The sequence below is a fragment of the Candidatus Acetatifactor stercoripullorum genome (assembly GCF_944382095.1).
In the GTDB taxonomy this organism is placed as follows: Bacteria; Bacillota; Clostridia; order Lachnospirales; family Lachnospiraceae; genus Acetatifactor; species Acetatifactor stercoripullorum.
On record NZ_CALWMU010000005.1, the window covers coordinates 40,577 to 53,775 of the forward strand.

The following is a 13,199-nucleotide window of genomic DNA, read 5'->3' on the forward strand; positions in this document are numbered from 1 at the left end:
AAGGAATAAGTATGAGCTCCCCAAAAAAATCTTTAACCGTAAATCAAAAATATAATATTACAGGCTGGGTGTTTCTGCTTCCGGCAACATTGCTTATTTTTGCCATGAACTTTTATCCCATGATCCAGGCGCTGATACTTTCTTTTAAAACAGGCATCGGCAATAACCAGGTGTGGGGCGGACTGAGCAACTATAAGAGGCTGCTGGAGGATTCCGTTTTCAGGACGGCGCTGACAAATAACTTTTTTTATCTGATTATTCAGGTTCCGATTATGCTTTTTCTGGCCATTGTTCTGGCTTCCCTGTTAAATAAAAAGGATTTAAAATGTAAGGCGTTTTTCAGAACGGCAATTTTCCTGCCTTGCTGTACGGCGCTTGTTTCCTACTCTATTATTTTCAAGACATTATTTGCCTACGATGGGTATATCAATACGATTCTGCTGAACATGGGGCTGATCAGCTCCAGAATCAACTGGCTGGGGCAGGTGGAAACGGCGAAGGTGATTCTTATTATCGCGTTAATCTGGCGTTGGACCGGCTATAATATGGTCTTTTATCTGGCCGGGCTTCAAAATATAGATGATTCCTTATATGAAGCGGCGAGAATTGACGGGGTAGGGCCTGTAAAGGTGTTTATGAAAATTACAGTGCCGCTGCTTAGGCCAACGATTCTTTTGACCACAATTATGTCCATCAATGGAACGCTGCAGCTGTTTGATGAATCCGTAAATCTCACAAACGGCGGTCCGGCTAATTCCACGTTGACAATGTCCCACTACATTTTCAAAGCCTCCTTTGAATACAATCCTCAATTTGGATATGCTGCCGCCATGTCATATGTGATATTTATACTGGTTGCCATATTGTCGTTTATTCAGATGAAAGTAGGTGATAAGAGATGAGAAAATTGAAAAATCTGGCGGCGTATGCTGTTTTGACCGTAGTTTCCTTTCTCTCGGTGTTTCCCCTGTACTGGATGATCGCGGCGGCTACCAACAATAGCACGGATATCCTGGGCGGCAGGCTGATTTTTGGCGTGAATTTATTCAATAATCTTGAAAAACTGCTGGAACAGCAGAATGTGGGAAGGGCATTTGGAAATTCTCTGTTTTACTCCAGCGTTTTAAGCTTGCTTTCCTTAGTGGTCTGCTCCATTGCCGGTTACGGGTTTGAAATATACCATGACAAGGCAAAAGACAGACTGATGTCCATTCTGCTGCTTGCCATGATGGTGCCCTTTGCGGCAACGCTGATTCCGCTGTTTAAAATGTTTACAGGGCTGCATCTGCAGAGCACGTGGGTGGCGTATGTGCTGCCTACGATTTCCACACCGTTTTTGATTATGTTGTTTCGCCAGAGCGCCAGATCTTTTCCAACAGAGATTATAGAGGCGGCCAGAATTGATGGATTAGGGGAATTGAGAATATTTGCGACTATATTTATGCCAACCATGAAATCTACCTATGCTGCGGCAATGACAGTGACCTTTATGAACGCTTGGAACAATTACCTATGGCCCAGGGTTATCATGATGTCTGGCACATCCCAGACCATGCCCATGATGGTGGCCAATCTTTCGGTGGGCTACAGCATAGATTATGGTGTGCTGATGCTGGGTGTGCTGATCTGCTCTCTCCCCACAGGAATTCTGTTTCTGGTATTGCAGAGGAGCTTTGCGAACGGTATTGTGGGAGCAGTAAAGGGCTGATGGGGAACAGAAGAATGTGAGGAAAAAGGTGGGAAAGAAAATTAACATAACCACAAAGCTTTTGCTGTCCTACGGCGTACTGGCAGTGTGTATTCTTGTAGTAGGGCTTTTATCCTATACGGTAGCGGCAAGGGCTATTATGGAAAGCTATAAGGCCTCTGCCATGCAGTCCTTAGATATGCTTGGAGAGTACATAGAGTATGGCCTTGAAAATGCCTCTGCACAGGCTGTGACCTATCTGGCGGACGCGGAAATGGGAAACTACCTAAGCGGCAGGATGTCCCAAGGAGATCAGATATCCTATTACAGCAGAACCCGGACGGCGCTGATTAATAAGGCGAGCGCAGACTTATTTATCAGCAACCTGTATCTGCTTTCAGATCAGGCCCCCTCCCTTTCTACTGAGAGTAAATCTTTGGAAAAAACATATTCCGCCTTCTTGGAGACGGCACAGGGGCAGGAGGCGCTGGCCGAGAGTCAATCCTTTTTGTGGTTTGGCCAGATTCCGGAAATAGATGATATGTTCGGCGTGGACAAAGACAGCTATGCCGTCAGGATGGTGAAGCAGTTTTACAGGACGGACGCGGCTGTTTTAATCGACATCGATAAAGAGGTTATCCAGGAGATTTTGGAAAAGGCGGTTCCCGGGGAGGGCAGCAGCGTTGTGTTTGTGACAGAAGACGGAAGAGTGATTCGTCAGGACGGCGGCTCCTTAGAGGGTCTGTATGAATCAGAGTTTTATCAGACTGCAGTTGGCGGAGGGGACAAAAGCGGCACAATTGAGGACGTGGTCTTTGGAGGAACAGGGAATCTGTTTATTTATCGAAGGATCGGGGATACCAGGGCCATGGCCTGTGTGTTGATTCCGAACGAGCTGCTGTCCAGCCAGGTGTCAGGAATCCAATATGTGACCGTAGGGGCGCTGCTTGCTTCCAGTGTGCTTGCCCTTGTAATTGCGCTGGGGATTTCTCTTGGAATGAAGCGGACGGTGCAGCATATGGTTCAGAATATGAACCTGATTGCACAAGGGAATATGGATGTGCGGATGCAGGTCAGAGGGGAAAAGGAGTTCGCCCGGCTTTCCGACCAGATGAACAGGATGCTGGATGGTGTCTCGGCACTGCTTTCCAGAATCAAGAAGCTGGGGGGAGGGGTGTCGGATTCTGCAAACCTGGTAAACGCCTCCTCTTTTTCCATAAAGGAAGCTACCAGGCTTATTACGGACGTCATGGGAAGTCTGGAGGAGGGAATGTCCAATCAGGCAAAGGATACTGCCTCCTGCTGTATGCGGCTGGAGGGACTGGCAGAGCAGATTGGCGAGGTGGCAGAGAAGGCCCGGGATATCGGAACCATCACAGAGAACACAAAGACCTATATCCAAAACAGCGGGGAAGCTATTGATTCTTTAAAGAAGAGGGCAAAAGAAACCTCCCGGATTACCTACAGCATCCTGGAGTCCATCAGACAGCTGCAGGAAAAATCAGAAAAAATCCACCAGATTATCCACGCGGTCTATGGAATTGCAGATGAAACGGCATTGTTGTCTCTAAACGCCTCTATAGAATCGGCCAAGGCCGGGGAGCAAGGGAAGGGGTTTTCGGTGATTGCAGAGGAAATTCGAAAGCTGGCGGATCAGACGATGACGGCAACCCAGGAAATTGGCAATATTGTAGGGGACATTTCAGATACCACCCTTGCGGTGGTGCAGACTGCGGGGCAGGCGGAGGAAATTATAGGAAGACAGGATGAATCGGTGGACAATGCGATGAATGCTTTCTCTGATATGCTAAGTCAGCTAAAGCAGCTGATGGAAAAGGTTTCTTTGATAACAGACAGCGCTGTGAGCATGGGAACCCAAAAGGAAGCGGCGTTAAAAAGCATGGAAAGCATTTCGAAGGTGACCCAGAAGGCGGCAGAGTCGGTTGGAACAGTAAATGAAAGGACCTTGCTGCAGGAAGAGGAGGTGAAAAAACTGACACTGTTGTCAAATAAAATGCAAAAGCAGGTTATGGAGCTGGAAGAGGCGTTGCGGCAGTTTAAGATGCAAAAAGGAGAAGAAGGTATATGAGAAGGATTTTTAAGAGGATGGGGCTTAGCTTGGCTGCTGTAGTATTGGCGTTTGTGTTTCCTCTACAGGCTTATGCGCAGGATATTGCTTATGGGGCGGATGTAGGGTGGCTAAGCCAGCTGGAGGCATCCGGGTATACTTGGCAGGATGTGGATGGAAGCACGGGCGATGTATTGGAAATATTGAAGGAACACGGAGTAGATTCCATCAGACTGAGAGTTTTTGTTCGGCCGCCGTCTACCTTCCAGTGGACGAAAAATGATGGTACGGAGTGCATATTGGGATATTGCGATACCACCGGACTGCTTTACATGGCACAGCGTGCAAAGGATGCGGGATTCTTCTTCCTTATGGCAGCAGCAATAACTTTGAACAGTTGACGGGATTACTGAACAGCGGATATGATGCGGTAAAGGCGGTAAGCCCAAACTCCAAAGTAGTCACTCATCTGGCAAACGGACAGAATAATGAAACCTTCCGCTGGTTTTTTGACAATTTTTTGAATACATATGGGGGAAAAACAGATGTAATTGGAATGTCCTATTATCCCTACTGGATCGGAAGCAGCTTTGAAAATACGATTGACGATCTGGCGTATAATCTCACTGATATGGCGCAAAGATATGGAAAAGAAGTGATGGTCTGTGAAATTGGGGCAGACGAAGCAGACGCCGCCGGCAGTTATGAGCTTGTGCAGGCCGTAATTGATGCGGTTCATTCTGTTCCTGAAGGAAAGGGCCTGGGGGTCTACTGGTGGGAACCGGAAGCAAATTCCAATATTCTGCCAGATGGATATCCTTTGGGAATGACACAGCAGATAAGCAGTAAGACGCTAAGGTTTACAAATGCAGTAACTGCTTTTGAAAAATCCGCTTATGAAATTTTCCCCAATGCGGTAAGGTATTATAAAATTCAAAATAAAAATTCGGATATGGCTTTAAATGTAGCTGGAGGCTCCAAGTCTGATGCCGCAGATATTGAACAGTATGAATACAGTGAATGGGACAGTCAGAAATGGCAGTTTGTGGAGGTTGAGGACGGATATTATAAGATAGTAAATAAAAATTCCGGAAGGGTGTTGGATATCAACGGGCTTTCCACGGCTTCGGGGGCGGCATGTATTCAATACACCTATAACGGAGGGTGGAATCAGATGTGGTGTCTTGAGGAAACGACAGACGGTTATTACAAAATCATCAACAGAAACAGCGGAATGGTTCTGGGAATGTCGGGGAACTCTGCCTTGGAAGGTGGACTGTGCGTACAGCTGCCGGATGTGGAGGATGACAACCAGAAGTGGCTCATACAGGTTGTTCAGTAATAATCAGTGAAAAATAAAAAAGTGCTCACGGCACTTTTTTATTTTTCACTCATCTGATCCAAAAGCTGAATCTTGATATCATAAAGCTTTTTCGATAAATCCACATAAACCTGGTGCGGATTTACCAGACGTCTTGTCTCATCCCAGAGCGTATCCAATTCCTGTTTGCAGTACGCTCTGATATCCATGACACTGGGAGAAGTATAACAGCATTTCCCATTCTTAAAAATCTGCTTCATAATAGGGCGCAGCGTATAAGAGCCGCCCTTTAATTTTGTCTTTTTCCAGGGCTCTAAGGGATCGAACAGCAAAAGATCGTCCTCTTCTCTGTAAACCTCATCCACAAGACAGATCAAATCGGCCTTGATCTTGCCGCTGTCCTTTTCATAGATACGGTAGATCATCTTGTTGCCTGGGTTGGTAACCTTCTCCGTATTTTCGGAAAGCTTGATCTTGGGAATGAAGCTGCCGTCCTCTCCCTTGATGGCGGCAAGCTTGTATACACCTCCAAAGGAGGGATTATCCTTGGAGGTAATCAGGTTTGTGCCTACGCCCCAGGAGGTGATGGCAGCACCCTGAACCTTCAGGCTGTCAATCAAAAACTCATCCAGATCATTGGAGGCAGAAATCACCGCGTCGGTAAAACCGGCGGCGTCCAGCATTTTCCGGGCCTTTTTGGACAGATATGCCAAATCGCCGCTGTCAAGACGGATACCATAATAAGTAAGGGGAATCCCGGCGTCACGCATTTCCTGAAAGACCCGGATGGCATTGGGAACTCCTGACTTTAAGGTATCGTAGGTGTCCACCAGAAGAATACAGGCATGGGGATACATATCGGCATAAGCCTTAAAGGCCGTATACTCATCCGGAAAGCTCATGATCCAGCTGTGGGCATGGGTGCCCTTTACGGGAATGTCAAAAAGCTGTCCTGCCAGTACATTGCTGGTGCCGATGCAGCCTCCGATCACTGCCGCACGCGCCCCGTAAATTCCTGCGTCCGGCCCCTGGGCCCGGCGCAGGCCGAATTCCATAATACCGTCTCCTCTGGCGGCATAGCAGACTCTGGCCGCCTTGGTGGCAATGAGGCTTTGATGATTGACGATGTTTAAAATGGCTGTCTCCACCAGCTGCGCCTCCATAATGGGCGCAATTACCTTTACCACGGGCTCTCTGGGAAACATAACGGTTCCCTCGGGTATGGCGTAAATGTCGCCGGAAAATTGGAAATCCTTCAGGTAAGAAAGAAAATCCTCCTCAAAAATTCCCAAGGAGGCCAGATAGGCAATGTCCTCCTGGTCAAAATGAAGCTCCTTGATATACTGAATCACCTGCTCCAGTCCGGCGCTGATGGCATACCCTCCGCCACAGGGGTTGGTGCGGTAGAAGGCATCAAAAATAACGGTTTCATTGCGGTCCTTATTTTTGAAATAGCCCTGCATCATAGTGAGCTCGTAAAGGTCTGTCAGTAAGGTTAGATTTTGTCTGTCCATAATCCCTCTCATTCCGGCCGGAGCTTCCGGCACATGCTGCGCCCTGTCTGACAAGACAGGTGTAAATTTTCTGTTATCATATACCAATCCAAACAAAAAAGCAAGGGCTTAGCACATGATACAGTCGCGTCCTGCAGCTTTTCCGTCATAGAGCTTTTGATCTGCGTTGCGCAGCAGCTGGGAAATATCGTCGGTGTCTCCTGGAACAAGACCAAAGGTCATGGTGATGCGGACAGTCCTTCCGTCAAAACAGCTGTCCAGATCGTGAATTTCAAAGTTGAGCCGCTGCAGGTATCTGTATGCCTCGCGGACGTCCATATGATCGTATACCAGAAGAAATTCCTCTCCGCCCCAGCGCGCTGCAAAGCCCTTCCCGGCCATATGGCGCTTCAGGCAGGCGGCAATATTTTTCAGCACCAGATCACCGCACTCATGGCCGTAGGTGTCGTTTACCCGCTTGAAGAAATCAATATCTCCAATGGCCACGCAGAAAGGGGTGTGCTCTTTTACGGAATTGGCGATGATTTGGCGCAGCCTGCGGTCAGCACTGCGGCGGTTTAAAAGCTCCGTCAGGGAATCCTGATCAATCATGGTGGTCAGTGTACGCTGCATATGAATGGCGGAATATCCGATCTCCTGAAGCTCGTCGCCTCGTCTCAGCACGGAAGGGTCCAGCCTGGCGGAAAGATTCCCTGCGGAAACCTCGGACATAAAGCTGTGTATTTTCAAAAGTCCCTGGGCCAGCTTCTTATTGTAGATAAAGTTAATGGCGGCAATGATAACGGCGCAGAGAATGTCTGCGGCAAGAAGGGGATAGACGGCGCTTTCCACGGCAGCATCCACATTTTCCCGGGGTTTTCCTACAAAAAGGATACCTGCTGCGGTGTTGTCGGAATTGTACAGGGGAGTGTAATAGGAAAAATAACCGGTGCCGTTAATCATGGCGTTATCGTAAAAATGGGACTCCTCAGCAAGCAGCACCTCGTCTCGTATGGTTTCGGAGGCGGCGGTGTTTGTGATACGCTGCCCGTTTAAGTCACGGAGGGTGGTGAGAATGCGTACGTCCTCGTAAAAAATAGTAATTTCCAGGCCGGTTTCCTCTTTTATATGATCAATCAGCGGGGTGTCGTTTGACAGGTTGTGCTCCCCCTTATAGAAATCGTAGACGGTTTCTCCTCTCAGCTCGTAATCTCCGGGATATGCGGTGTCCAGCATGGTGATGATGGTGGAGGCTACGCTTTTTAGCTCCACCTCGATCTCTCCATACATCGCATTGGAAAACCAGCCGGAGCTTAAAAACATAATCAGAATACCCAGTAAAATCAAGGGAATGGTGTTGATTGCCAGCAAAGAGTACGAAATTTTGCTTTTTGTGTTTAACGACTTCATGTAAGGAACCCCCTTTCGCCAAGATGTCTGACAATAGTGCTTTCTGTTATAAGTATACCTATTTTAAGCCGGAAACGCAACAAAAATAAGTGGAAGTATTGACATTTTCCAAAGCAGGCTATATGATAATAGCAACCGAAAAATGCCATGACGAAGACAGTAGCCGCATTTGGAAAGTCAAAGCGAGCCGGTGAGGGTGAAAGACCGGTACCAGTAGAAAGGCGGGGAAAATCACTTCCGAGCAGCTGAAACCAACGAAGGCAGTCCCAGGACAGCCGTGCCAGTAGTTTCAGACGGCATTCCTCCGTTACGGGAAGCCATATCACTTCCGTCTTTTTCGGGCGCAGGGCCTTGTGCTGTGAAAGGCCGGGCTTCCAAAACGGAAACGTATGATGTAACAGGTGGTCAGCGAAGATTCAGGCTTCGTCCTATTACAGGACGAAGCCTTTTTTACGCAGCGCAGCAGAGACAAAAAGCATTTCATTTATTAAGCAGGTAATTGCGGAACCCGTTTTTGGTTATTATGACCAGGTCTGTGGCTTTGAAAGCGAGTTTCGCAGGCGCCTGTCACTCATTAGGAAAGGAAAAACACAATGTACAGACAGGTATCTACCAATCTAAACTTCGTGGAGCGTGAAAAAAACGTAGAGAAATTTTGGGAAGAAAACAGGATTTTTGAAAAAAGCATGGAGACAAGAAAGGAAGGGCCCACCTACACCTTTTATGACGGCCCGCCTACCGCAAACGGGAAGCCCCATATCGGCCATGTGGAAACTCGTACCATAAAGGATATGATTCCCAGATACCGTACCATGAAGGGATATATGGTGCCCAGAAAAGCGGGATGGGATACCCACGGCCTTCCTGTGGAGCTGGAGGTGGAAAAGCAGCTGGGCCTGGACGGCAAGGAGCAGATTGAGGCATACGGACTGGCGCCTTTTATCGACAAATGCAAGGAGAGCGTGTGGAAATACAAGGGAATGTGGGAGGATTTCTCCCGCACGGTAGGCTTTTGGGCCGACATGGACAATCCCTATGTGACCTATCACGACGATTATATTGAGTCCGAGTGGTGGGCTTTAAAGACAATATGGGATAAGGGGCTTCTTTACAAGGGCTTTAAGATTGTACCCTACTGTCCCCGCTGCGGTACGCCTCTGTCCAGCCACGAGGTGGCCCAGGGCTACAAAGCGGTTAAGGAGCGTTCGGCGGTAGTACGCTTTAAGGCAGTGGGAGAGGACGCTTATTTTCTGGCGTGGACCACAACGCCCTGGACCCTTCCTTCCAATGTGGCCTTGTGTGTGAACCCTGAGGAAACCTATGTAAAGGCCAAGGCGGCGGACGGTTATACCTACTACATGGCCCAGGCGCTTTTGGACAAAGTATTGGGGCCTCTTGCCAAGGAGGGAGAGGCGGCCTATGAGATTCTGGAAACCTACAGCGGGAAAGACCTGGAATACCGGGAATATGAGCCTCTCTTTGACTGTGCGGGAAAGGCTGCCGCAAAACAGAACAAAAAAGGGCATTATATCACCTGCGATACCTATGTAACCATGACGGACGGTACCGGCATTGTGCACACAGCGCCTGCCTTCGGCGAGGACGACGCGAGAGTGGGAAGAGCCTATGACCTGCCCTTTGTGCAGTTTGTGGATGGCAAGGGCGATATGACCCAGGAGACGCCCTACGCTGGAAAATTTGTAAAGGACGCAGACCCGGAGATCATAAAGGATTTGGACAAGGAAGGAAAGCTGTTTGCCGCTCCTAAATTTGAACACGATTATCCCTTCTGCTGGAGATGCGATACGCCGTTAATTTACTATGCAAGAGAGTCCTGGTTTATTAAAATGACCGCCGTCAGAGACGATCTGGTGCGCAACAACCAGACCATCAACTGGATTCCTGCATCCATCGGAGAGGGACGCTTTGGCAACTGGCTGGAGAATATCCAGGACTGGGGAATTTCCCGCAACCGTTACTGGGGCACACCCTTAAATATCTGGGAGTGTGAGTGCGGCCATATGCACTCCATCGGCAGCAGGCAGGAGCTGTGTGAGATGAGCGGAGATGAAAGGGCAAAGACCGTGGAATTCCATCGGCCATACATTGATGAAATCACCATCACCTGCCCTAAATGCGGAAAGCAGATGAAGCGTGTGCCGGAGGTGATTGACTGCTGGTTTGACTCCGGAGCCATGCCCTTTGCACAGCATCACTATCCCTTTGAGAATAAGGAGCTGTTCGAGAAACAGTTTCCCGCAGATTTTATTTCTGAGGCGGTGGACCAGACCAGAGGCTGGTTTTATTCCTTGCTGGCGGAGTCTACTCTGCTGTTTAACAAGGCGCCATACAAGAACGTTATTGTCATGGGGCATGTGCAGGATGAAAACGGTCAGAAAATGAGTAAATCCAAGGGCAATGCGGTAGACCCCTTTGAGGCGCTGGAGACCTACGGCGCAGACGCCATCCGCTGGTATTTCTATACAAGCTCGGCTCCCTGGCTGCCCAAGCGCTTTTCCGGCAAGGCAGTGCAGGAGGGGCAGCGCAAATTTATGGGCACCCTTTGGAATACCTACGCCTTCTTTGTGCTGTATGCCAATATTGACGGCTTTGACGCTTCCAAATATACGCTGGAATATGATAAGCTGACTGTGATGGATAAGTGGCTCTTGTCCAGACTTAACACTGTTGTAGGCCAGGTGGACAAAAACCTTGACCAGTACCGTATTCCCGAGGCCGGAAAGGTTCTGCAGGATTTTGTGGACGAAATGAGCAACTGGTACGTGAGAAGAAGCCGTGAAAGATTCTGGGCCAAGGGGATGGAGCAGGACAAGATCAATGCCTACATGACGCTGTACACTGCTCTGGTGACCATCTGTAAGGCGGCGGCGCCCATGATTCCCTTTATGACGGAGGAGATTTACCAGAATCTGGTGAGAAGCGTGGATCAGGACGCTCCGGAGAGTATCCATCTGTGCGATTTCCCGGCTGTGGAGGAAGCCTTTATCGACAGGAAGCTGGAGGAGAGCATGGAAGAGGTGCTGGATGCGGTGGTTATGGGAAGAGCCTGCAGAAATGAGGCCAATATCAAAAACCGCCAGCCTGTGAGCAAAATGTATGTGAAGGCGGACTTCACCCTCAGTGATTTTTACAAGGATATCATAGCGGATGAATTAAATGTAAAAGAGGTTATATTCACTGATGATGTGAGAGACTTTACCTCTTATACCTTTAAGCCCCAGCTGCGGACGGTGGGGCCCAAGTATGGCAGGCTGCTGGGCGGCATCCAGAAAACGCTGGCGGCCCTCTCCGGCAATGAGGCCATGGATGCGCTCAACAGGGACGGCAGGCTGTCCTTTGACATTGACGGTGCCGCTGTGGAGCTTTCCAAAGAGGACCTTCTGATCGATGTGTCCCAGAAGGAGGGCTATGTGTCTCAGGAGGATAACCGCATGACGGTGGTGTTAGACACCAATCTCACCGATGAGCTGGTGGAGGAAGGCTTTGTGTACGAGATCATCAGTAAAATACAGACCATGCGTAAGGATGCGGGATTTGAGGTGATGGATCATATCAGAGTATCCTTAAGCGGAAACGACAGGCTCTCAGCCATTGCCGAGAGAAACCGTGACGCTATCTGTACAAAGGTATTGGCGGATGGGTTTACAAAAGAGGCGGGCTATGCCGTTTCCAGGGAGTGGAATGTAAATGGAGAAAATGTGGTAATTTCCATAGAAAAGATTTAATTGGGAAACGCCCCTTGGGACAGCTTTCTGCGTAGAACTGCCACAAGGGGCGGCGTTTTTTAACAGGAAGGAAACGAATGAGGGAAAATGAACAAAAGAGATCATCTGCAGAACAATATTCTATATGAATGGCTGGCCTTTGGAGGCTTTGCCCTGCTCCTTTTACTGGCCCATGCTCTGATCCGTCCAGATTTCGGCGACGATGTGACCTACGCCGGGATATGGGGAAAACAGCCCCTTTTTGCATTTTTACAGGAGCGCTATTTGAAATGGTCCTCCCGGGTGGTGATTGAGGCCGTGATGCTGCCCCTTACTGCGGTTTCCCCCTGGGTGTGGCGTATTTTGGATGTGTTAATGCTCCTGCTTCTTGTGTGGATTACGGCAGATTTGTTTGGAACGGAAAAAAAGCTGCAGGCACAGATATTGTTTTTTGCCATGCTGTGGACGGTGCCCTTTTTTTCCTTAAGCAGCGCCGGATGGATCACCACTACGGTGAATTATCTGTGGACTCTGACCCTGGGTCTTGTGGCCTTGCGGCCCTTGAAGCATTGGCTGAAGGGGGAAAAATGTCCGCCTGCGGAATACATAATCTGCCCCTTGTGTGTGCTGTATGGGGCAAACATGGAGCAGATGGGGGCTGTTTTGCTGGGGGCTTATCTGGTAATGGGGCTGTATCTGCTTGCGGAAAAAAGGAAGCTTTCCCCTTTTTATTTCGTACAGCTTGGGCTTGTGGTGCTTTCCCTTCTCTTTATTCTGTGGGCGCCGGGCAATGGCGAGCGGACAATCTCCGAGACTGAGCGTTTTTTTCCGGAGTTTGCCTCCTTTTCTGCATATGAAAAGCTCTGGATGGGCTTTCTTGAGACGGGCCATTACTATCTGGCTGCCGGACATGAGCAGGTAAGCTATCTATTCGGTCTTTTGGCGGGGGGATTGTTTCTGACGGTACTTGGGGCAAGGAAAAGCCTGACCGGGAAAAAAAAGAAACGGCTCCTGTTTTTCATAAGCCTGTGCCCTCTGGCCTTTTACTGGGGCGTGGGACATCTTGGAAATTTCCTGCTGGATTCCGGGATTCTTACAAGAGGCAGAGACGGCGTGGGGGTGCTTGTCCAGAACAGGCAGCTTCCGGGGTTATCCTATTTTTCCACACAGCTCATTGTGTTTCAGACCCTTGTGTATCTGGCTGTGATGGCCTGTGTGGCCCTGACCATAGCCCTTCTTTACGGAAAGAGCAGGGAAACCGGATTCCAGCTTTTGATTCTGGGAGCAGGCCTTTTGTCCAGAGTGATTGTGGGCTTTTCTCCCACTCTTTACGCTTCCGGGGACAGAACGGCCATTTATTGTTCCGCAGCCATCTTGATTGTCACCCTGAGAAACCTGCAGTATTTTTTGGGGCAAAAGCCCGGAACTTTTCTGAAGGGAGCAGGGGCATGTTATCTGGGAATCTGCATTTTAGGAAATCTGTTGTAAAAAGAAG

At 48.9% G+C, this 13,199-nt stretch carries 9 protein-coding genes; 7 read left to right on the plus strand and 2 right to left on the minus strand.

Annotated features, from left to right (window positions below; genetic code table 11):
• Nucleotides 1-11: 11 nt before the first annotated feature.
• From SHK35_RS02530 to SHK35_RS02550, 5 genes are read left to right on the plus strand one after another with little or no spacing between them, the layout of a single operon-like run.
• Nucleotides 12-902, plus strand: a complete 891-nt coding sequence (locus SHK35_RS02530; protein WP_318708408.1) for a carbohydrate ABC transporter permease — start codon at nt 12-14, stop codon at nt 900-902.
• Nucleotides 899-1,708 (plus strand): carbohydrate ABC transporter permease, encoded by an 810-nt coding sequence (locus SHK35_RS02535; protein WP_318708410.1) that lies wholly within the window; start codon nt 899-901, stop codon nt 1,706-1,708. The genes SHK35_RS02530 and SHK35_RS02535 overlap by 4 nt, the downstream gene beginning before the upstream one ends.
• A 28-nt stretch (nt 1,709-1,736) precedes the next feature.
• Nucleotides 1,737-3,776 (plus strand): methyl-accepting chemotaxis protein, encoded by a 2,040-nt coding sequence (locus tag SHK35_RS02540; RefSeq protein ID WP_318708412.1) that lies wholly within the window; start codon nt 1,737-1,739, stop codon nt 3,774-3,776.
• Nucleotides 3,773-4,156 carry a glycosyl hydrolase 53 family protein gene (locus SHK35_RS02545; RefSeq protein WP_318708414.1) on the plus strand — a complete coding sequence of 128 codons (384 nt, stop codon included), beginning with the start codon at nt 3,773-3,775 and terminating at the stop codon, nt 4,154-4,156. The genes SHK35_RS02540 and SHK35_RS02545 overlap by 4 nt, the downstream gene beginning before the upstream one ends.
• A complete protein-coding gene (locus tag SHK35_RS02550) occupies nt 4,153-5,097 on the plus strand; it encodes a glycosyl hydrolase 53 family protein (protein ID WP_318708415.1) in 945 nt (314 codons plus the stop codon). The genes SHK35_RS02545 and SHK35_RS02550 overlap by 4 nt, the downstream gene beginning before the upstream one ends.
• A 38-nt stretch (nt 5,098-5,135) precedes the next feature.
• On the opposite strand, the gene SHK35_RS02555 is transcribed toward SHK35_RS02550, so the two are convergent.
• Nucleotides 5,136-6,590: a nicotinate phosphoribosyltransferase gene (locus tag SHK35_RS02555; RefSeq protein ID WP_318703639.1), complete on the minus strand. Its 1,455-nt coding sequence runs from the start codon at nt 6,588-6,590 to the stop codon at nt 5,136-5,138.
• Nucleotides 6,591-6,698: 108 nt separating this feature from the next.
• Complete coding sequence (locus SHK35_RS02560) at nt 6,699-7,979, minus strand: GGDEF domain-containing protein (RefSeq protein WP_318708416.1); 1,281 nt, start codon at nt 7,977-7,979, stop codon at nt 6,699-6,701.
• A 593-nt stretch (nt 7,980-8,572) separates the two neighbouring features.
• Here SHK35_RS02560 and ileS point away from each other — a divergent pair.
• Entirely contained in the window at nt 8,573-11,725 is a 3,153-nt protein-coding gene (gene ileS / locus SHK35_RS02565) for an isoleucine--tRNA ligase (RefSeq protein ID WP_318708417.1), read from the plus strand.
• Between the two features lie 87 nt (nt 11,726-11,812).
• Complete coding sequence (locus SHK35_RS02570; RefSeq protein ID WP_318708418.1) at nt 11,813-13,192, plus strand: DUF6056 family protein; 1,380 nt, start codon at nt 11,813-11,815, stop codon at nt 13,190-13,192.
• The last annotated feature ends 7 nt before the right edge of the window (nt 13,193-13,199 follow it).

What these genes read in the sequence shown, in the direction of transcription:
- SHK35_RS02570 (WP_318708418.1), top strand. Translation starts at nt 11,813, where the DNA reads ATGAACAAAAGAGATCATCTGCAGAACAATATTCTATATGAATGGCTG.
- SHK35_RS02535 (WP_318708410.1), top strand. Translation starts at nt 899, where the DNA reads ATGAGAAAATTGAAAAATCTGGCGGCGTATGCTGTTTTGACCGTAGTT.
- ileS (WP_318708417.1), top strand. Translation starts at nt 8,573, where the DNA reads ATGTACAGACAGGTATCTACCAATCTAAACTTCGTGGAGCGTGAAAAA.
- SHK35_RS02530 (WP_318708408.1), top strand. Translation starts at nt 12, where the DNA reads ATGAGCTCCCCAAAAAAATCTTTAACCGTAAATCAAAAATATAATATT.
- SHK35_RS02545 (WP_318708414.1), top strand. Translation starts at nt 3,773, where the DNA reads ATGAGAAGGATTTTTAAGAGGATGGGGCTTAGCTTGGCTGCTGTAGTA.
- SHK35_RS02560 (WP_318708416.1), bottom strand. Translation starts at nt 7,979, where the DNA reads ATGAAGTCGTTAAACACAAAAAGCAAAATTTCGTACTCTTTGCTGGCA.
- SHK35_RS02555 (WP_318703639.1), bottom strand. Translation starts at nt 6,590, where the DNA reads ATGGACAGACAAAATCTAACCTTACTGACAGACCTTTACGAGCTCACT.